Below are 20,800 nucleotides of genomic sequence, written 5' to 3'. Positions count from 1 at the left end.
GATTCCTTGTGGTTATCCAAAGGATAAAAATTATGAATTTGAGTTATTCAATCTAACCCCATAGCATCGTCCATACAAGCCAAGGGGTTTTTGGCATAGAAAGACGCTGATGAGGAACAGTCTGATGGCTGGCAAAACGCTCTACGACAAACTCTGGGAAGCCCATGAGGTCAAGCGCCGTGATGACGGCTCCTCCTTGATCTACATCGACCGCCACATCATCCACGAGGTTACCTCGCCTCAGGCCTTCGAAGGCCTGCGCCTGGCCCAGCGCAAGCCGTGGCGCATCGATACCAACATCGCCACCCCCGACCACAACGTGCCGACCACGCCGGAGCGCAAGGGTGGGATCGACGCCATCGTCGACCAGGTATCGCGCCTGCAGGTACAAACCCTCGACGAGAACTGTGACGAATATGGCATCGTCGAATTCAAGATGAATGACGAGCGCCAGGGCATCGTCCACGTCATCAGCCCGGAGCAGGGTGCCACCTTGCCAGGCATGACGGTGGTCTGCGGCGACTCGCACACCTCTACCCACGGCGCTTTCGGTGCCTTGGCCCACGGCATCGGCACTTCCGAGGTGGAGCACGTACTCGCCACCCAGTGCCTGGTCGCCAAGAAGATGAAGAACATGCTGGTGCGCGTCGAAGGCCAGTTGCCTGCCGGCGTCACCGCCAAGGACATCGTCCTGGCCGTGATCGGCAAGATCGGCACGGCCGGTGGCAATGGCCACGCCATGGAGTTTGCCGGCAGCGCCATCCGCGAATTGTCGATGGAAGGCCGCATGACCATCTGCAACATGTCTATCGAGGCAGGTGCCCGTGTCGGCCTGGTGGCTACCGATGCCACCACCGTCGCCTACGTCGAAGGCCGCCCGTATGCGCCCAAGGGCGAGCAGTGGACCCGTGCCGTGGAGGCCTGGAAAGACCTTGTTTCCGACGATGATGCCGTGTTCGATACCGTGGTCGAGCTGGATGCCAGCCAGATCAAGCCGCAGGTCAGCTGGGGTACCTCGCCTGAAATGGTACTGGCTGTGGACCAGCGCGTGCCCGACCCTGCGGCCGAAAGCGACCTGATCAAGCGCGGCTCGATCGAGCGGGCCTTGAAGTACATGGGCCTCACCGCTAACCAGGCGATCACCGACATCCGTCTGGACCGCGTGTTCATCGGCTCCTGCACCAACTCGCGTATCGAAGACCTGCGGGCGGCTGCGCAAATCGCCAAGGGGCGCAAGGTGGCAGCGACGGTCAAGCAGGCCATCGTTGTACCGGGTTCCGGGCTGGTCAAGGCCCAGGCCGAGCGCGAGGGCCTGGACAAGGTCTTCCTCGAGGCTGGCTTCGAATGGCGTGAGCCCGGTTGCTCGATGTGCCTGGCGATGAACCCTGACCGGCTGGAGAGTGGCGAGCACTGTGCATCCACCTCCAACCGTAACTTCGAAGGCCGTCAGGGCGCTGGCGGGCGCACCCACCTGGTCAGCCCGGCCATGGCGGCCGCCGCAGCGGTCACGGGTCACTTCATCGACGTCCGCGAGTTGATCCAAGGGAGCGCAGCATGAAAGCCTTTACCCAGCACATCGGCCTGGTTGCCCCGTTGGACCGCGCCAACGTCGATACCGACCAGATCATCCCCAAGCAGTTCTTGAAGTCGATCAAGCGCACGGGCTTTGGCCCCAACCTGTTCGACGAATGGCGTTACCTGGATGTGGGCCAGCCCTACCAGGACAACAGCAAGCGCCCGGTCAACCAGGAGTTCGTCCTCAACCACGACCGCTACCAGGGCGCCAGCGTGTTGTTGGCCCGGGAAAACTTCGGTTGCGGCTCCAGCCGTGAGCACGCGCCCTGGGCGCTGGACGAATACGGCTTCCGCAGCATCATTGCGCCGAGCTTTGCCGATATCTTCTTCAACAACAGCTTCAAGAACGGCCTGTTGCCGATCATCCTCAGCGATGAGGAGGTGGACGAGCTGTTCCGCCAAGTTGAGGCCAACCCAGGCTACCAGTTGACCATCGACCTGCAGGCACAGGCAGTGACCCGCCCGGACGGCAAGGTGCTGCATTTCGAGATTGATGCCTTCCGCAAGCACTGCCTGCTCAACGGGCTGGATGACATCGGCCTCACCCTGCAGGATAGCGATGCCATTACGGCGTTCGAAGGCAAGCATCGCGCTGCCCAGCCGTGGCTTTTTCGTGACGCCTGACTGATAAAGCCAGGTTCGCTGGCTGCCGGTCAGCAGTAACAGTTCGGCGCAGCCGCCTGGCTGCGCCTCAAGATTGGATAGAGGAAAGCATGAGCAAGCAGATTCTGATTCTTCCAGGTGACGGTATCGGCCCGGAAATCATGGCAGAGGCGGTCAAGGTGCTGGAGCTGGCCAACGACCGGTTCCAGCTTGGCTTTACCCTGGCCCATGACGTGATCGGTGGCGCAGCCATCGACAAGCACGGTGTACCGCTGGCAGATGAAACCCTGGAGCGTGCCCGCAAGGCGGATGCCGTGTTGCTGGGGGCCGTTGGCGGGCCGAAATGGGACAAGATCGAGCGTGATATCCGCCCTGAGCGCGGCCTGCTGAAGATTCGCTCGCAGCTGGGGCTGTTTGCCAACCTGCGCCCGGCCATCCTCTACCCGCAACTGGCCGATGCCTCGTCGCTGAAGCCGGAGATCGTGTCGGGCCTGGACATTCTTATCGTTCGTGAGCTCACCGGCGGCATTTATTTCGGTACACCGCGTGGTCAGCGCGAGCTGGAAGGCGGTGAGCGCCAGGCATATGACACCCTGCCTTACAGCGAGAGCGAAATCCGTCGCATTGCCCGTGTCGGCTTTGACATGGCCCGTGTACGTGGCAAGAAGCTGTGCTCGGTCGACAAGGCCAACGTTCTGGCCTCTAGCCAGCTGTGGCGTGAAGTGGTCGAAGACGTGGCCAAGGGCTACCCGGATGTAGAACTGAGTCACATGTATGTCGATAACGCCGCCATGCAGTTGGTCCGTGCGCCCAAGCAGTTCGACGTGATGGTCACCGACAACATGTTCGGCGACATCCTGTCGGATGAAGCTTCCATGCTCACCGGTTCCATCGGCATGCTGCCTTCGGCCTCGCTGGATGCCGACAACAAGGGCATGTACGAGCCATGCCACGGTTCGGCACCGGACATCGCAGGGCAGGGCATCGCCAACCCGCTGGCAACCATCCTCTCGGTGTCGATGATGCTGCGCTACAGCTTCGACCAGGCAGTTGCAGCCGACGCCATCGAGAAGGCGGTCAGCCTGGTCCTGGACCAGGGCTTGCGCACCGGTGATATCTTCTCCGAAGGCTGTCGCAAGGTAGGTACGCAGGAAATGGGCGACGCAGTAGTCGCAGCGCTGCGGAATCTGTAATCTCTCTGGCCCGTCATCCCCAATCCCGATGGCGGCCCACTTTTAGCAAAGGTGTAGTTGCGATGAAACGTGTAGGTCTGATCGGTTGGCGCGGCATGGTTGGTTCCGTGCTCATGCAGCGGATGCTGGAGGAGCAGGATTTCGACCTTATCGAGCCCGTGTTCTTCACCACCTCCAATATTGGTGGCCAAGGCCCAAGCGTGGGCAAGGAGACCGCTCCGCTCAAGGATGCGTACTCCATCGAAGAGCTCAAGACCCTCGACGTGATCCTGACCTGCCAGGGCGGCGACTACACCAACGAGGTCTTCCCCAAGCTGCGTGAAGCCGGCTGGCAGGGCTATTGGATCGATGCTGCATCTTCCCTGCGTATGCAGGATGACGCGGTGATCGTGCTCGACCCCGTCAACCGCAAGCACATTGATCATCAACTGGACGCTGGCACCAAGAACTTCATTGGCGGCAACTGCACCGTCAGCCTCATGTTGATGGGCCTGGGTGGGCTGTTCGAAGCTGGCCTGGTGGAGTGGATGAGCGCCATGACTTACCAGGCAGCCTCGGGTGCCGGTGCGCAGAACATGCGTGAGCTGATCAAGCAGATGGGCGCTACCCATGCCGCGGTGGCCGATGACCTGGCCAACCCGGCCAGCGCCATCCTGGACATCGATCGCAAGGTGGCAGAGGCCATGCGCAGCGACGCGTACCCGGCGGAAAACTTTGGCGTACCGCTGGCCGGCAGCCTGATCCCGTGGATCGACAAGGAACTGCCAAACGGCCAAAGCCGCGAAGAGTGGAAGGCTCAGGCCGAGACCAACAAGATTCTGGGCCGGTTCAAGAGCCCGATCCCGGTCGACGGTATCTGCGTGCGTATCGGTGCCATGCGTTGCCACAGCCAGGCGCTGACCATCAAGCTGAACAAGGACGTGCCGATCGCCGACATCGAAGGCATGATCAGCCAGCATAACCCCTGGGTGAAACTGGTGCCCAACCAGCGCGAGATCAGCATGCAGGAGCTGACCCCGACCAACGTCACCGGCACCCTGAACATTCCGGTTGGCCGTTTGCGCAAGCTGAACATGGGCTCCCAGTACCTGGGTGCCTTCACCGTGGGTGACCAGCTGCTGTGGGGGGCTGCAGAACCACTGCGGCGCATGCTGCGGATTCTGCTGGAGCGGTGATCTGAGCGGCGCAGCCGTTTATAAAACGCCCCGCCTGGTCTTGCCCGGCGGGGCGTTTTTCATCAAGTACGCGCAGCGGCGATCAGGGTAGTAGCTTGTACGAGAAGTCAGGCTCAGTGTTTTCGTCGCGCTGCTGGAGCGACAGCGTGCCTGAAGGGTGGGCGGTCAGAAACAGGCCGTTGGCATCGTGTTGAATGGCCATTTTTGCGCTCCAGAATGATGGGCTGTTTGCTCGCCATAACAATTTTTGGCTCTGCGAATCGCTGCAGTGCTGTAGCTGCAACTGATCGTTAAGGCACTGGCCATCCGCGTTCATCATCAGGAAGGTAGACTTCATGAACGGGAATGGCGTACTGGATGTGCTGACCAGGTACCACATTTTAAGTGGCCCACCTTGGTAGCCCGTTATCAGGGCGGCCTTGTTGCCGACTGTGGCCATGCACTTGTTTTGCTGGCAGAGGGCGAACCTGGAAATGGGGATTTTTCTCAGCTTCTGATTTTCTTGCAGGGGAGCCAGTGTGGGGGTGTCACTGCCGCCAGACGGCGTGATGAAACGACCGGTTTTGTTTTCCTGCAGATAAATTTCCGTGGGGCCGTGGTCAAGGTCTTCCCGCGTCCACCACAGTGTGTCGTTGGCGGGGAATCTGCATTCATCGGTTCGCAATGCGACATTGATGCATCGACCGGTAATCGACACGGGTTCAAAACTGTCGAATTGTTTTGGATAAGCATTCCTTTTGGGCAAGCGCCACACGGCCTGTGCGTCGCATGCCGTGTATTTGATTCCGTCAGCCGTGGCTGCCAGGCAGGCGCTCTTTTCATCGGAATACAGCCAACTAGGTGGCCAAGCCTGGGGTATCTGCTCCCCATGTTCGGCACCGATGGCGATGACCCCCGGTAGGGTGTTGCGCTCCAGCGCTCGCTCCTGCACGGTAATGTCGTCCACCTTGAGCACCGCCTTGACCGGCTCACGCCCAGAGCTGACATTGAATACAGCGGTCCTGAGCGAATCTTTGCGCATCGGCCCATGGTACAGCGGGTGCGATTCGATCTTGTTGTCGCTGTAGTGAATGTCGATCCGATAGTTGTGGGGCGCTTGGTCTTCACCCGGCTGCAAGTGGTCGAGCGCGTTGCCATTACTGTCGGCCATCAGTTCCACGCCGTCCGCGCCTGTGGGGGTGATGAACAGCCCACGTTGGCCCTCCTGCAGTTTTACCGCTTGCGGGCTCCCTGTCAGGTCTTCTCGGCCGCGCCAGCGCACTTGAGTATCCGAGACCTCACAGGTGCGAAACGTGAGGGAGTAGTCCAGGCACTGGCCGGTGCTATTACGGATTACCAGCACAGGGGCAAGCTTGGTTTCGTCAGCGTTTGCGGGTGCGACACGTTCTACCTGAAGCGCACTGCTGCCATCGGCGCAACCCTGCAGCACAAGGCGGGTGCCCTGAGCCGCCAGGCAGCGACCGCCGTAAGTCACCAGCCTATGGGCGGTGCTGTCGATAGCGTTGGTGCTGGCGCTCAATGTGGTGGTCGTGGCAGGGCTGAAGACATTGCCGAAGTTGCTGATGATGGCTGGATAGATCTGGTTGATGCCGTCCTGGTTGTGGTCGGGGCTCGAGAAGGTCGTGACAAGCGTATGTACCGGTACGCCGGTTTCGATAGGTTCAGGCTCGGCGCCATGGGTTGTCAGCAGCGCGGGCTGGGCGCTAGGGGCAATGCCGTTGTCCAGGCTGACTTCTTCCCGTGCAGCCAACGCGGAGGTTGTAGCCGTAATGGCCGCGTTGGCTGCCTGCGCCGGGCGGTGGTCGTCGCGCACCCCTGCGTACTCAAGGTTATCGGGGAGGGTGCCGAAACGCCGCTGGACCACCAGGGTCTGCTGGTGCGTATAAGGGGCGATGTAGCGTTTCCAGCTTGATCGTCTCGAGCCTTGGCCAAGGGTCTCGAACTCATCGATCAATGGCGCGGATGCCGTGCTAGGGTGCCAGGGCGCGGCCGCAAGCGAGCCCAATACATGCCCGAAATAATGTTTGCCCAAGTAGTCCACGGGCAGGCTGTAACGTTGTGGATCCGGGTGGGTGTTGGGCAGGAAGATGTTGTCGTAAGCGCGATAAGCCCAGTCTTCATAACGACCGGGGGTGTCATGCGGCAGCCCCAGGCCATGACCCGTTTCGTGCCAGTAACCATCTGGGATGGCTGGGTAGTTGCAACTGTTGCCACCGCAACTTGCAGCTATGCCCGGGGGAAGCACCGGCATGCCATCCGGCGCATCGAGCAGTTGCCCGGTAATTGCTACCGGGAACCCCGGTTTTTTGTCGCCCAGGTTCGATGCCGCCCGCCAGTAATTACCCATGCCTACTTTGGAGGGCAGCGTTTTGTCGCCAAATTCAGCCCATTGCATACCGTTGCTCTGGTTGTATACGTGGGGCTTGCCGTCGGGGCCGATGGCAATGATGTTGGGCCAATAGGCCATGCCGGTACCCAGGTACAGCCGCTGGGTGGGCAGTTCCGAGAGCATTTCGCGAGCGGCGATACGGGCAGTGAGCGGCTGCAGTTCGCCGTCGAACTGGTCGAGTGTGGTTTTGCAGTTGGACTGGTCTTTGAAGATGCAGCCTTTGATATTCATCAAGGCTAGCCCATTGCTTTCTGGCGTCATGAACACAAACTTTGAGGCCGGCAATGTGCCGTTCATGTCGGCCCGGCCAGCTTGCTGAAAGCTGAGTTTTGTCTCGGGCCTGAAGAGGTTCCAGGGGATCTGGTAGGAAAATGTCCCGCTTCGATACGGCGGATAGTTACCTTCGATAATGTTCCCGGAAAATGTGTTCTCCTGATCATAGGTAGCTGCCGCGGGTAGTGCCTCTGGGCGGCTCATCAACACGGTGCTTCGCTTGCCATCCGCCTCGATAACCAGTTCAACATCGGTTATTGAGGCGTGTGGCCTGAACATGACCAGCGCGCTTTTATCCGGGACCAACAGTGGGTCGAAAATGCGGCGGGTGGCCGCTACTACATGGGTCTGTGCGAAATCCACTTCCCCCGCCAGGGGGCCCTGTAAATCGTTGCGCACCGTGGGTGCCGGCTGCAGGTTATCCTGTGCCGCAGCCGGCCAGGCAAGCAGGCTTGCCCCTGCAATCGTGAGGCAGCGCGCAAGCCTTGATATCGAGCAAGCAATCATTGGGGGTATCCCTGACGTTAGCCATTGTTGATGACCACGTTAAGGTGCAGGCATAAAGGGGGGTACTGGCATAATTATCAGGTGCCAGGCTTTGCAGGGGGGTGAATTAAGGTTTGGGTATGCTGCGCCACTGATTCGCAGTAAAGTGCCGCCCCTTTACCCGTGAGGACCAAACATGAGCCAACCCCTGGATATCGCCGTTGTGGGCGCCACCGGCAGCGTCGGTGAAACGCTTGTACAGGTCCTCGAAGAGCTGGACTTCCCGGTACGCACCCTGCACCTGCTGGCCAGCATGGAGTCGGCAGGTAGCAGCGTGATGTTCGCCGGCAGGAAGCTCAAGGTGCGTGAAGTCGACAGCTTCGATTTCGCCCAGGTCAAACTGGCGTTCTTCGCGGCGGGTGCCACGGTCAGCCAGGCATTTGCCCGCAAGGCGGTGCAAGCGGGCTGCACGGTAATCGACTTGTCTGGCGCGCTGGTCGGCGCGCTGCCAGTTGTGCCAGAAGCCAACGCCGAGCAGCTGGCGGGGGTCAGCACCCCGGCGCTCATCACCAGCCCTTGCTCGGCGGCGGTCGCCGTTGCCACCACGCTGGCGCCGCTTCGGCACCTGCTGGACATCGAGCGCGTCCAGGTGGTCGCGTCGCTGGCGGTGTCTGCACAAGGCCGCGAGGCGGTCAGCGAACTGGCGCGGCAAACAGCCGAGTTGCTGAATGCTCGCCCTCTGGAGCCACGGTTCTTCGACAGGCAGGTAGCGTTCAACCTGCTGCCGCAGGTCGGCACCCCGGATGACCAGGGCCATACTGCCGTTGAGCGTCGCCTGGTGCAGGAGCTGCGGGCTGTGCTGGGCCTTCCCGACCTGAAACTCTCGGTTACCTGTATTCAAGTACCGGTGTTTTTCGGCGATAGCTTCAATGTGGCGGTGCAGAGCCGTGGTGCGGTCGATCTTGACGCGGTCAACCAGGCGCTGAACGTGGCGGATAGCGTCGAACTGGTGGAGCGTGATGATTATCCGACCCCGGTTGGGGACGCAGTGGGCCAGGACGTGGTCTATGTTGGACGTGTACGCCAGGGTGTTGATGATGCGCAGCAACTCAACCTGTGGTTGACCACCGACAATGTGCGCAAGGGCGCCGCGCTCAACGCGGTGCAAATAGCGCAATTGTTGATTAAAGACAGGCTGTAAAAGATACTGGCGAGCACGTCTGTTCAGCTTCGCCTGCACGTTTCGGGACGATCCATACAAGGGAAGAGTTCATGCTTCGAATTCGCAAACTGGTTCTGGCCATGGCTGCAGCATCGGCGCTGTCGTCTGGCATGGCGAATGCCTTGGGCCTGGGGGAACTGACCCTCAAGTCGGCGCAGAACCAGCCGCTCGATGCCGAGATCGAACTGCTCGATGTACGCGACCTCACCGCTGCCGAAGTGGCGCCCAGTCTGGCGCCCGCCGAGGATTTCACCAAGGCTGGCGTGCCTTTTGCCAGTGGGCTGCAAGATCTTACCTTTACCCCGGTGATCAACCCAAACGGCAGAAGCGTGCTGCGGGTGACGTCCAGCCAGCCCATGCCCGGCCCTGTGGTGAAGTTTCTGGTGCAGGTGATGTGGCCGCAAGGCCGTCTGCTGCGCGATTACAGCGTGATGCTCGACCAGGCCAAGGCCCAGGGTGGGCAGGCGGCGCCCGGCAATGTAGCGCCCGCGGTCACTGCGGCCGGCAGTTACACTACCCAGCGCCGCGATACCCTCTGGCAGATTGCCGCGCGCAACGCACAGGGCGGCTCCATTCAGCAGACCATGATCGCGATCCAGGCGCTTAACCCGGATGCGTTCATCGGCAACAATATTAACCAGCTCAAGGTGGGGCAGGTGCTGCGCCTGCCGGACTCGCAGCAGGTTCAGAGCATTCCCCAGGGCGAGGCCAACCGCGAGGTTGCCGAACAATATGCAGCCTGGCGTGAGGGGCGCCGGCTGGGTCCCCGTGCCCGCCAGCTGGACGCGACCCGCCGTGGTACCGCCGGCGCCGCGCCTGCGGCGATTGCCCAAGGCGACAATCTGCGCCTGGTCAGCCCGGGCAACCAGGCCGGCGCGAGTCAGGCCAAGGCGTTGAACGACAAACTGGCCGTGGCGCAGGAGAGCCTGGACACTAGCCGTCGTGACAACGAAGAGCTGCACAGCCGCATGACGGACCTGCAAAGCCAGCTGGACAAACTTCAGCGTCTTATCGAATTGAAGAACGACCAGTTGGCCAGGCTTGAGGCTCAAGGGGCAGCCACCCCTGCGGCCGATGCTGCCACGCCGGCCCAGCCCGCGGTGGACGCTGCCGCACCCGTGCAGCCTGTCGCCGACGCCGCGAGTACCGCTGCTGTAACCCAGCCACCTGTTGCAGTACAGCCGGTGATCGAGCCGGCCCCTGCCGCAGCCGATACGGCGTCCCCGGCCGCTCAGGCTGACGCGCCAGCTGCTCCCGATGCATTGGAGCAGATCCTCGGTAACCGTTGGCTGCTATGGTTGATCGCCGGCTCGACGCTGCTGGTGTTGGCGCTTCTGTTGTGGCTGCTGGCACGTCGGCGCAAGGCGCAGCAGGAGGCCGAAAAACACCTGCGCATGGCGCGGGCGCTGGAGGAAGAGCAGATTGCGGGCTTTGACCCCGATGTTGGCAGCCTTGAAGGTGTCGAGGTTTCACCGCCAACCGTGACCCTGTCCCCGGCTGTGGTGGCTGCCTCCGCAGCGGCTGCCACCGCGGCGGAAAAACCGGCGGCACCGGAGCCGGTGGCCGAACCATACGCCGCTGTACTGGTGCAGGTCGAACAGTGCCTGGCAGAAGGCCGCCTCAACCGCGCGGCCGAGCTGCTGGAGCCTGCCATTGCCGCCGCCCCTGGGCGTGACGACCTGCGCCTTAAGCTGATGGAAGTGTATGCCCGCCAGGGTGACCAGAGCGCATTCGTGGAGCAGGAGCATAAGCTGCCGGCCAATACCACCAATACGGCAGAGGTGGCCAGGCTCAAAGAGCGCTACCCCGCGATGATCGCACTGGCCGCCGCTGGCCTGGGGGCCGCCGCATTGGCCGCCAAGATGGACGAGCAATATGTTCAGGGGCTTCTGGATGAGCAGCCGGCACCGGCAGAAGCGCCTGTAGCCCAACCACAGGCTCCCGACGAAGTACCCACCCTCGAGGCGTCGGAGCCCGAGGCTTTGGACAGCAGTTTCGACTTGAGCCTGGACGAGCAGCAGGCCGGCGCAGACGATGACTTCGAAGCGATGCTGGCCCAGGCCAAGGCTGAGGTTGCTGCGCAACCTGCGGCGGACCTGTCCGATTTCGACCTGGATATCGATGCGCCTGGCGCGCCAGCCGGCACAGGCGATACGCCGGTCGACGTGGCAGCCGAGTTGGAGGCGTTCGACAGCGCGCCAGAGTTCGACCCGGTGTCCGAGTTCGACCTGCCTTCGGACTTCGACCTGTCATTGTCACTGCAGGACGACGACTCGCCCGCGGCGAACAGCTTCTCGTCGGAGCTCGATGACGTCAACGCAGAGCTGGACAAGCTTTCGCAAAGCCTGGAGTCACCCTCGCTGGAGCCCCATTTCACCGCTGAGGATGCTGCTGCCAATCCAGAGCCCGAGCCCGTGGATGACCTGGACTTCGACTTCTTCTCGGGGGCCGATGAGGTGGCGACCAAGCTTGACCTGGCTCGCGCCTACATCGACATGGGTGATCACCAGGGCGCGCGCGACATCCTTGATGAGGTGGTAAAGGATGGTGACCAGCGCCAGCGTGAAGAGGCCGAAGACATGCTGTCGCGCCTGGTTTGACAGCGCGCCGAGTTGGCCGGGGCGGCACCGCCCGGCCGGTTTTACCCGTAACGGCAGCCCTCCCAGGCTGCCGTTGTCGTTATAATCGCCGCTATTTAGTCTTTCTACAGGTTTCAGTTTCTTGGACATCATCGACACCGCTGCCGCAGAATCGGCGGCCGAAGGCTACGCCCGTATTGCCCTTGGCGTGGAATACAAAGGTGCCCGCTATCGCGGGTGGCAGCGTCAGGCCAGTGGCGTGCCAAGTGTCCAGCAAGCGCTTGAAAAAGCGTTGTCGAAAGTCGCCAACGAACCGATTTCGGTCGTGTGCGCCGGCCGTACCGATGCGGGGGTACACGGCTGTGGTCAAGTGGTGCACTTCGACACCCGCGCAGTGCGTGACGAGCGTGCCTGGACCATGGGTACCAATTTCAACTTGCCCCACGACATCAGTGTGGTCTGGTCCAGGCCCATGCCGGCCGATTTCCATGCCCGGTTCAAGGCCTGCGCCCGGCGTTATCGCTACGTGATCTACAACGACCCCATCCGCCCGGCGCACTTGGCCGAGGAGGTCACCTGGAACCACCGGCCACTGGATGTGCAGCGCATGGCCGAAGCCGCGCAGAGCTTGCTGGGCACGCACGACTTCAGCGCGTTCCGTGCCAGCCAGTGCCAGGCCAAGTCGCCGATCAAGCACATCTATCACCTGCGCGTTACCCGTCACGGGCAGATGATCGTGCTGGACGTGCGCGCTACGGCGTTTTTGCACCACATGGTGCGCAATATCGCGGGTGTGCTCATGGCCATTGGCGCCGGGGAGCGCCCGGTGGAGTGGGCGCGTGAGGTGCTGGAGGGGTGTGACCGCCGCCATGGTGGCGTCACAGCCCACCCGTTCGGGCTCTACCTCGTGCAGGTGGAGTACCCCGATGAGTTCGCCCTGCCGCAGCGTTACATCGGCCCACACTTTCTCACAGGCTATGAGGCATTGGCAGACTGACGCACGCTAGGGCATTTGCTAACATTCGGCCTTTCACCGTGTTAACAGGGTCGCTGTCCATGAGCATCGTTCGCAGCAAGATCTGCGGTATCACCCGCATCGAAGACGCGCTGGCGGCGGCAGAAGCCGGCGCCGATGCCATCGGCTTCGTGTTCTATGCCAAGAGCCCGCGCGCTGTAGACGTACGCCAGGCGCGGGCGATCATCGCCGAGCTGCCGCCGTTTGTGACCACGGTCGGGCTGTTCGTCAATGCATCGCGCTGCGAGCTGAGCGAGATCCTCGAAGTGGTACCGTTGGACCTGCTACAGTTCCACGGCGACGAAAGCCCGCAGGACTGTGCTGGCCACAATCGTCCATGGATCAAGGCATTGCGGGTGCGCCCGGGCGACGATCTGCAGGCGGCCTGCCAGCATTATGCTGCTGCCCAGGGCATCTTGCTGGACACCTATGTGCCAGGTATTCCGGGTGGCACGGGCGAGGCGTTCGACTGGTCCCTGGTGCCTGCCGGGCTCAACAAGCCGATCATCCTGGCAGGTGGGCTGTCCCCGGAAAACGTGGGGCAGGCCATTGCTCAGGTGCGCCCCTACGCCGTCGACGTCAGTGGCGGGGTAGAGCAGGCCAAGGGTATCAAGGATGCGTCAAAGATCGAGGCGTTCGTGCGCGCGGTGAAACAGGCTTGAGCGGATGTGACGGCTGGCCGCGCGCCATCGTCCATAGCTATCGCGGCCCTGCGGGGCGGCCGCCCGATAGTGGGTGGTCAATCGACTTTTCAACGGTGCAGCGCCGTGGGTAATACCCGACGGCCGCTGCCCCAGGGTTTCAAACAAGCATTTGAGTTCAAAGGGCAGGGCAGGCCGGCCACGCTGGCCCCCACCCGCCGATACTGGAGAAAGAAAGCATGAGCAACTGGTTAGTCGACAAACTGATCCCTTCGATCATGCGTTCCGAGGTGAAGAAGAGCTCGGTGCCTGAAGGCCTGTGGCACAAGTGCCCGGCCTGTGAGGCCGTGCTGTATCGTCCGGAGCTGGAAAAAACCCTCGACGTCTGCCCCAAGTGCAACCACCACATGCGCATTGGCGCCCGTGCACGCATTGATATTTTCCTCGATGCCGAAGGCCGCGCGGAACTGGGCGCCGATCTGGAGCCGGTTGACCGCCTTAAATTCCGTGACGGCAAGAAGTACAAGGACCGCCTGACCGGGGCCCAGAAGCAGACCGGTGAGAAAGACGCACTGATCTCCATGAGCGGCACCCTGATGGGCATGCCGATCGTGGTCAGCGCCTTCGAATTCTCGTTCATGGGCGGTTCCATGGGGGCTGTGGTAGGCGAGCGTTTCGTGCGGGCAGCCAACTATGCCCTGGAGCACCGCTGCCCGATGGTCTGCTTCTCGGCATCGGGCGGTGCCCGCATGCAGGAGGCACTTATCTCGCTGATGCAGATGGCCAAGACCTCGGCGGTACTGGCCCGTCTTCGCGAAGAAGGCATCCCGTTCATCTCGGTGCTCACCGACCCGGTGTATGGCGGTGTGTCGGCCAGCCTGGCGATGCTGGGCGATGTCATTGTTGGCGAGCCAAAAGCGCTGATCGGCTTCGCCGGCCCTCGTGTGATCGAGCAGACCGTGCGCGAGAAACTGCCAGAGGGCTTCCAGCGCAGCGAGTTCCTGCTGGAGCATGGTGCAATCGACTTGATCATCTCCCGCGGCGACCTGCGCCCACGCCTCGCCCGTCTGCTGGCGCAGATGACCGGCCAGGCCACCCCTGAACAAGCGCTTGAGGCGGCTGCTGTCGCGTGATGAAACAACGATCCCTGGGCGAATGGCTCGCCTATCTCGAGCAGTTGCACCCGTCGGCCATCGACATGGGCCTGGAACGCTCGCAAGCGGTATTTGCCCGCTTGGCGCTGGGCAAGCTGGCACCGCGGGTGGTAACGGTAACCGGCACCAACGGCAAGGGGTCAACCTGTGCCTTTGTCGCATCGTTGCTGCGTGCCCAGGGGCTAAAGGTAGGGGTATACAGTTCGCCGCACCTGCTCCGTTACAACGAGCGGGTCGTCATTGACGCCCAGGAAGCCAGCGACGCGCAGTTGTGTGAAGCGTTCGCGGCTGTGGAAGCGGCGCGGGGCGACACCTCCCTGACTTACTTTGAAATGGGCACCCTGGCCGCGTTCTGGTTGTTCCGCCAGTCGCAGCTGGATGCCGTAGTGCTCGAAGTTGGCCTGGGTGGGCGCCTGGATACGGTCAACGTGGTGGATGCAGACCTTGCGCTGGTGACCAGTATCGGCGTTGACCATGTTGATTACCTGGGGGATACCCGCGAGTTGGTGGCCTTTGAAAAGGCCGGCATCTTCCGTGCTGCCAAGCCGGCCGTGTGTGGTGATCTCGATCCCCCAGAGCCGTTGTTGGACAAGGCCGCCGAGTTGGGCGCGCCGCTGCTGCTGCGCGGTCGGGACTTCGAGCTGGGCGTCGCAGAGGATGGCTGGCGCTGGCGCGGCACCACTGCTGAGGGTACCCAGGTAGCATTGGATGGCTTACCGTTGCTCGACTTGCCCATGGAGAACGCAGCGCTTGCCTTGCAGGCCTACCTGCTGACAGGCCTGCCTTGGGATGGCGCGGTGATCCGCCAGGCGCTGCTCGCTACACGCATCACCGGGCGGCTGGACCGTCGCACAGTCAGTTGGCAGGGTAGGCAGGTGGAGTTGCTGCTGGATGTCGGGCACAACCCGCATGCCGCCCAGTACCTCGCCCGTCGCCTGGCAGCCCGGCCCCTGGCCGGTCGCCGCCTGGCGGTGTTCGGGCTGCTTGCCGACAAGGACCTGAAGGGCGTTGTGGCGCCTCTGCACGGGCTGGTAGACGACTGGGCGGTTGCCCCGCTCGCTACCCCGCGTAGCAGGCCAGCTGCAGAGTTGGCTGCGGCACTGACGAACCTCGACGCAGCCGTGCAGTCCTATGCCAGTGTCGACGCTGCCCTTGAGGGGCAGTGCGCGAAGGCCCAGGCAGGTGATCAGGTACTGCTGTTCGGTTCGTTTTTCTGTGTTGCCCAGGCGTTGGAATGGCTGGAGCGACGCGCCCAGGAGGGTGGAATAGATGGCAGTGCTGGATAAAGGAATGAAGCAGCGCATGATCGGTGCGCTGGTGCTGGTGGCGCTGGCAGTGATTTTTTTACCGATGCTGTTTTCCCGCGAAGATGAGATGCGCCAGGTGCATGTGGAGGCTCCACAGGCGCCGGCCATGCCTTCGCAGCCAGAGGTTAAGGTCGACCCTGTATCGGTGCCAGAGCCCCAGCCCGTCCCGGACGAAACGCAGCAGCCACCCGTGGTCGTCGATGAGTCCACGGCGCCTGCCAGTGCGCCGCGCCAGCCCATCACGCCTTCTGTGCAGGCACCGGCGCAAGCTCCAGTGCCTGCCACTGCAAAGCCTGAGCCCAAGGCGCCCGCTTCGGCAGCGCCAGCCGCCACGGCTTCCAAGCCAGTGCCAGGGGCTGCGCCCTCCAAGATCGACGTGAACGGGTTGCCGGTCAGTTGGTCCATCCAGTTGGCGAGCCTGTCCAACCGCGCAGGGGCGGAGAAGCTTCAGCAGACCTTGCGCAGCCAGGGGTATAACGCCTATATCCGCGCAGCGGGTGGGCTGAACCGTGTGTTCGTTGGCCCGTTGATCGAGCGTGCCGAGGCCGAGCGTACCCGCGACGTCATAAACCGTCAGAACAGCCTCAAGGGCATTGTGGTGCGGTTCGAACCTGAGCGTGGTTGATTTGCTTCAAGCTGTGCGGGTCGGGCCGCTTTGCGGCTCATCGCGTGCTGCGCTCCCTCCTGCCGTGGTGGGCGGAATCGTCCGACATTCCGCTTAACCCCAGCCCGCCGCTCTGGTAAAATGCGCCGCCTCAAACGTCTGCAGGCAGCGCCGTGGCATTTACCCTGGTTGATTGGGCGATCATTGCGATCATCGCCGTCTCCACACTGATCAGTCTCAAGCGCGGCTTTGTCAAGGAAGCCCTGTCCCTGCTCATATGGATCGTTGCCGGTGCGGTCGCCTGGATGTTCGGCGGATCGCTGGCGGTGTATCTTGAAAGCTATATCCAGACGCCGTCGATGCGCGTCATCGCCGGCTGCGGCATACTTTTCGTGGCTACCCTGCTGGTCGGGGCAATGCTCAATTTCCTGGTCGGCGAGCTGATTCGTGTCACCGGGCTGTCGGGTACAGACCGTTTTCTGGGCATGGCCTTCGGCGCTGCCCGTGGGGCTTTACTGGTAGTGGTGGCCATCGGGCTGCTCAGCCTGGGGCCAGTGCAACAAGACACCTGGTGGCAGGAGTCACGCCTGATACCACAGTTTTTGCTGGTCGCTGACTGGTCGAAAAACCTGATTCTGGGTTTCACCAGCCAGTGGATGTCCAGTGCCGGGGTCAGCACACCCGCTGACCTTCCGTTCAAGGAACAGTTGCTCGGGCCAGCCAGGCCTTGAGGGCTTTTCACTCAAGTTTCGTCAAAGTAGGGGTTGCGTCGCATGTGTGGCATCGTCGGTATCGTCGGTAAGTCGAACGTCAATCAGGCGCTGTATGACGCGCTTACGGTCCTCCAGCACCGCGGCCAGGACGCTGCCGGTATCGTGACCAGCCATGACGGCCGGTTGTTCCTGCGCAAGGATAATGGCCTGGTGCGCGATGTGTTCCAGCAGCGCCACATGCAGCGCCTGGTGGGCACCATCGGCATCGGCCACGTGCGCTACCCCACTGCGGGCAGCTCGACTTCGGCCGAAGCCCAGCCGTTCTACGTCAACTCGCCGTACGGCATCACCCTGGCCCACAACGGCAACCTCACCAACGTCGAGCAGTTGGCCAAGGAGATCTACGAGTCCGACCTGCGCCACGTCAACACTAATTCCGATTCGGAAGTGCTGCTAAACGTGTTCGCCCATGAGCTCGCAGTGCGTGGCAAGCTGCAGCCTACCGAAGAAGACGTGTTCGCGGCCGTGTCCCATGTGCACAGCCGCTGCGTGGGCGGTTATGCCGTGGTGGCGATGATCACCGGTTACGGCATCGTCGGCTTCCGCGACCCCAACGGCATTCGCCCGGTGGTGTTCGGCCAGCGCCACACCGACGAAGGCGTCGAGTACATGATCGCCTCCGAAAGCGTGGCCCTGGATGTGCTTGGCTTTACCCTCATTCGCGACCTGGCACCGGGTGAAGCGGTTTACATCACCGAGGATGGCCGCCTGTACACCAAGCAGTGCGCCGAGGCGCCAAAGCTGCAGCCTTGCATCTTCGAGCACGTGTACCTGGCCCGCCCGGATTCCATTATGGACGGTGTATCGGTGTACAAGGCGCGCCTGCGCATGGGTGAAAAACTCGCGGAAAAAATCCAGCGCGAGCGCCCTGAACATGACATCGACGTGGTTATCCCGATTCCTGACACCAGCCGTACTGCCGCCCTGGAGCTGGCCAAGCACCTGGGCGTGAAGTTCCGTGAAGGCTTCGTCAAGAACCGTTACATCGGCCGTACCTTCATCATGCCCGGCCAGGCGGCGCGCAAGAAATCGGTTCGCCAGAAGCTCAATGCCATCGAGCTGGAATTCCGCGGCAAGAACGTCATGCTGGTCGATGACTCGATCGTACGTGGTACCACCTGCAAGCAGATCATCCAGATGGCGCGCGAAGCCGGTGCCAAGAATGTGTACTTCTGCTCTGCAGCGCCTGCTGTTCGCTACCCCAACGTCTACGGCATCGACATGCCGAGCGCTCACGAACTGATCGCCCACAACCGTACCACCGAGCAGGTGGCCGAGTTGATCGGCGCCGATTGGCTGATCTATCAGGACCTGCCGGACCTGATCGATTCGGTCGGTGGCGGCAAGATCAAGATCGAGCATTTCGATTGCGCGGTATTCAACGGTGAGTACGTCACCGGCGATATCGACGAAGCCTACCTTGACCGCATCGAGCAGGCCCGTAACGACCTGGCCAAGGTCAAGACCCAGGCTGTCAGCGCAATCATCGACCTCTATAACAACTGATTTCAGGGAGCGATGGCATGACCGATCAATGGGATGCCGGGCGACTGGACAGCGATCTGGAGGGTGTCGGTTTCGACACCCTGGCGGTGCGCGCCGGTCAAAACCGTTCACCGGAGGCCGAGCACAGCGAAGCGCTGTTCCTCACCTCCAGCTACGTGTTCCGCACGGCGGCCGACGCCGCCGCACGGTTCGCTGGCGAGACACCGGGCAATGTCTACTCGCGCTATACCAACCCGTCGGTGCGTGCTTTCGAGGAACGGCTAGCGGCCATGGAGGGCGCCGAGCAGGCCGTGGCAACTTCTACTGGCATGGCCTCTATCCTGGCCGTGGTGATGTCGCTGTGCAGTGCCGGTGATCACGTGCTGGTGTCGCAAAGCGTATTCGGCTCCACCATCAGCCTGTTCGAGAAGTACTTCAAACGCTTCGGGTTGCAGGTGGACTACGTACCACTGGTGGATCTTTCCGGTTGGGACGCGGCCATCAAGGCCAATACCAAGCTGTTGATCGTTGAATCCCCTTCAAACCCCTTGGCTGAACTGGTCGACATCGCTGCCCTCAGTGAGATCGCCCACGCCAAAGGCGCCATGCTGGTGGTGGACAACTGCTTCAGCACACCGGCATTGCAGCAGCCATTGAAGCTAGGTGCCGACATCGTGTTCCATTCGGCCACCAAGTTTATTGATGGCCAGGGCCGTTGCATGGGCGGGGCGGTGGCCGGCCGTGCCGAGCAGATGAAGGAAGTGGTGGGTTTCCTGCGCACTGCGGGCCCGACACTGAGCCCGTTCAACGCCTGGATCTTCACCAAGGGGTTGGAGACCTTGCGCCTGCGCATGCGCGCGCACTGTGAAAGCGCTCAGGCATTGGCCGAGTGGCTGGAACAGCAGGACGGCATCGAGAAGGTGCACTACGCTGGCCTGCCCAGCCACCCGCAACACGAACTGGCCAAACGCCAGATGAGCGGCTTCGGTGCGGTGGTCAGCTTCGAGGTCAAGGGTGGCAAGGAAGGCGCCTGGCGCTTCATCGATGCCACCCGGGTGGTGTCCATCACCACCAACCTGGGCGATAGCAAAACCACCATCGCCCACCCGGCTACCACCTCCCACGGGCGTTTGACGGCGCAGGAGCGTGAGGCGGCGGGCATCCGTGACAGCCTGATCCGGGTTGCGGTGGGCCTGGAAGACGTGGCCGACCTGCAGGCTGACCTGGCGCGTGGGCTGGCGGTATTGTAATGGAAATCAGCGGTGCTCCCCCCGGCCATAATGGCCGTGTTGCCCTGGTTACCGGTGCCGCTCGCGGCATCGGCCTGGGTATTGCCGCCTGGTTGATCTGCGAAGGTTGGCAGGTGGTGCTCAGCGACCTGGACCGGCCACGGGGCGCCAAGGTGGCCAAGGCACTTGGGGACAACGCCTGGTTCATCACAATGGATGTGGCAGACGAAGCTCAGGTGAGCGCCGGCGTGTCCCAGGTCCTGGGGCAGTTTGGCCGTCTGGATGCGCTGGTGTGCAACGCGGCTATTGCCAACCCGCACAACCAGACCCTGGAAAGCCTGAGCCTGGCCCAATGGAACCGGGTACTGGCGGTGAACCTGAGCGGCGCCATGCTGTTGGCCAAGCACTGTGCGCCGTACCTGCGTGCGCACAATGGGGCAATCGTCAACCTGGCGTCGACCAGGGCCAGGCAGTCCGAACCTGACACCGAGGCTTACGCTGCAAGCAAAGGCGGCCTGGTTGCGCTTACCCATGCCCTGGCTATCAGCCTGGGCCCGGAAATACGCGTCAATGCGGTAAGCCCTGGCTGGATTGACGCCCGCGATCCCTCCCAGCGCCGCGCCGAGCCACTGACCGAGGCAGACCACGCCCAACACCCGTCCGGCAGGGTAGGGGCGGTGGAGGATGTGGCCGCGCTGGTGGCCTGGCTGCTGTCACGCCAGGCAGCGTTCGTTACCGGGCAGGAGTTCGTGGTTGACGGCGGCATGACCCGCAAGATGATTTACGCCTAGTGGGGTTGGCAGCTTTCATTCTTGAGAAAAAAACCAATGGGGCTATTGACTTAGCTTCATCACCTGCGTAAATTTCGCGGCCTCAGCGAAGCAAACGCAACAGGCAACATCGCGAGGGTGATTAGCTCAGCCGGGAGAGCATCTGCCTTACAAGCAGAGGGTCGGCGGTTCGATCCCGTCATCACCCACCACTTCCTGAGAAGTTCCTGACGCTTCAGGTTTCGCAAGAGGCCTAACGCCAGAGAGGAACGCACTGCGCAGCGGTAGTTCAGTCGGTTAGAATACCGGCCTGTCACGCCGGGGGTC

The 20,800-nt window shown here is 62.1% G+C and carries 16 protein-coding genes and 1 tRNA gene; 16 read left to right on the top strand and 1 reads right to left on the bottom strand.

Annotation, left to right across the window (positions count from 1 at the left end):
- The first annotated feature begins 124 nt into the window (after positions 1-124).
- The 4 genes from leuC (at position 125) to asd (ending at position 4,546) form a co-directional block, all read left to right on the top strand.
- Positions 125-1,558: a 3-isopropylmalate dehydratase large subunit gene (gene leuC / locus IAE36_RS20895; protein WP_028632363.1), complete on the top strand. Its 1,434-nt coding sequence runs from the start codon at positions 125-127 to the stop codon at positions 1,556-1,558.
- Complete coding sequence (leuD, locus tag IAE36_RS20890) at positions 1,555-2,199, top strand: 3-isopropylmalate dehydratase small subunit (protein WP_028632364.1); 645 nt, start codon at positions 1,555-1,557, stop codon at positions 2,197-2,199. Before leuC ends, leuD begins: the two co-directional genes overlap by 4 nt.
- An 89-nt stretch (positions 2,200-2,288) precedes the next feature.
- A complete protein-coding gene (gene leuB, locus IAE36_RS20885; protein WP_201214404.1) occupies positions 2,289-3,371 on the top strand; it encodes a 3-isopropylmalate dehydrogenase in 1,083 nt (360 codons plus the stop codon).
- 62 nt (positions 3,372-3,433) lie between these two features.
- Positions 3,434-4,546, top strand: coding sequence for an aspartate-semialdehyde dehydrogenase (asd, locus tag IAE36_RS20880; RefSeq protein ID WP_060483607.1), 1,113 nt, complete (start codon positions 3,434-3,436; stop codon positions 4,544-4,546).
- A gap of 82 nt (positions 4,547-4,628) precedes the next feature.
- Here asd and IAE36_RS20875 read toward each other — a convergent pair whose 3' ends face one another.
- Positions 4,629-7,715, bottom strand: a complete 3,087-nt coding sequence (locus tag IAE36_RS20875) for a TagA domain-containing protein (RefSeq protein WP_201214403.1) — start codon at positions 7,713-7,715, stop codon at positions 4,629-4,631.
- 175 nt (positions 7,716-7,890) lie between these two features.
- Here IAE36_RS20875 and IAE36_RS20870 point away from each other — a divergent pair, with 175 nt between their 5' ends.
- The 12 genes from IAE36_RS20870 (at position 7,891) to IAE36_RS20815 (ending at position 20,685) form a co-directional block, all read left to right on the top strand.
- A complete protein-coding gene (locus tag IAE36_RS20870; protein ID WP_201214402.1) occupies positions 7,891-8,895 on the top strand; it encodes an aspartate-semialdehyde dehydrogenase in 1,005 nt (334 codons plus the stop codon).
- Positions 8,896-8,966: 71 nt separating this feature from the next.
- Complete coding sequence (locus IAE36_RS20865) at positions 8,967-11,516, top strand: FimV/HubP family polar landmark protein (RefSeq protein WP_201214401.1); 2,550 nt, start codon at positions 8,967-8,969, stop codon at positions 11,514-11,516.
- 121 nt (positions 11,517-11,637) lie between these two features.
- Complete coding sequence (gene truA, locus IAE36_RS20860) at positions 11,638-12,492, top strand: tRNA pseudouridine(38-40) synthase TruA (RefSeq protein WP_028632369.1); 855 nt, start codon at positions 11,638-11,640, stop codon at positions 12,490-12,492.
- Positions 12,493-12,551: 59 nt separating this feature from the next.
- Positions 12,552-13,172, top strand: a complete 621-nt coding sequence (locus IAE36_RS20855; RefSeq protein WP_201214400.1) for a phosphoribosylanthranilate isomerase — start codon at positions 12,552-12,554, stop codon at positions 13,170-13,172.
- 218 nt (positions 13,173-13,390) lie between these two features.
- Complete coding sequence (gene accD / locus IAE36_RS20850) at positions 13,391-14,284, top strand: acetyl-CoA carboxylase, carboxyltransferase subunit beta (RefSeq protein ID WP_028632371.1); 894 nt, start codon at positions 13,391-13,393, stop codon at positions 14,282-14,284.
- Positions 14,284-15,591, top strand: a complete 1,308-nt coding sequence (gene folC / locus IAE36_RS20845; protein WP_201214398.1) for a bifunctional tetrahydrofolate synthase/dihydrofolate synthase — start codon at positions 14,284-14,286, stop codon at positions 15,589-15,591. Before accD ends, folC begins: the two co-directional genes overlap by 1 nt.
- Positions 15,575-16,237 (top strand): SPOR domain-containing protein, encoded by a 663-nt coding sequence (locus tag IAE36_RS20840; RefSeq protein ID WP_201214397.1) that lies wholly within the window; start codon positions 15,575-15,577, stop codon positions 16,235-16,237. Before folC ends, IAE36_RS20840 begins: the two co-directional genes overlap by 17 nt.
- 152 nt (positions 16,238-16,389) lie before the next feature.
- On the top strand, positions 16,390-16,947 hold the full coding sequence (locus IAE36_RS20835) for a CvpA family protein (protein ID WP_028632374.1): 558 nt from the start codon (positions 16,390-16,392) through the stop codon (positions 16,945-16,947).
- Positions 16,948-16,989: 42 nt separating this feature from the next.
- Positions 16,990-18,495, top strand: coding sequence for an amidophosphoribosyltransferase (gene purF, locus IAE36_RS20830; protein WP_028632375.1), 1,506 nt, complete (start codon positions 16,990-16,992; stop codon positions 18,493-18,495).
- 17 nt (positions 18,496-18,512) lie between these two features.
- Entirely contained in the window at positions 18,513-19,724 is a 1,212-nt protein-coding gene (locus tag IAE36_RS20825) for an O-succinylhomoserine sulfhydrylase (protein ID WP_201214396.1), read from the top strand.
- On the top strand, positions 19,724-20,494 hold the full coding sequence (locus IAE36_RS20820) for an SDR family oxidoreductase (RefSeq protein ID WP_060483612.1): 771 nt from the start codon (positions 19,724-19,726) through the stop codon (positions 20,492-20,494). The genes IAE36_RS20825 and IAE36_RS20820 overlap by 1 nt, the downstream gene beginning before the upstream one ends.
- A gap of 115 nt (positions 20,495-20,609) precedes the next feature.
- A tRNA-Val gene (locus IAE36_RS20815) sits at positions 20,610-20,685 on the top strand.
- Positions 20,686-20,800: the final 115 nt, after the last annotated feature.

Origin of the sequence: Pseudomonas sp. S36 (assembly GCF_016647875.1) — a bacterium.
GTDB lineage: Bacteria > Pseudomonadota > Gammaproteobacteria > Pseudomonadales > Pseudomonadaceae > Aquipseudomonas > Aquipseudomonas parafulva.
The sequence above is the reverse complement of the archived record's forward strand: the minus strand, read 5'-3'. Positions and strand labels throughout refer to the sequence as shown.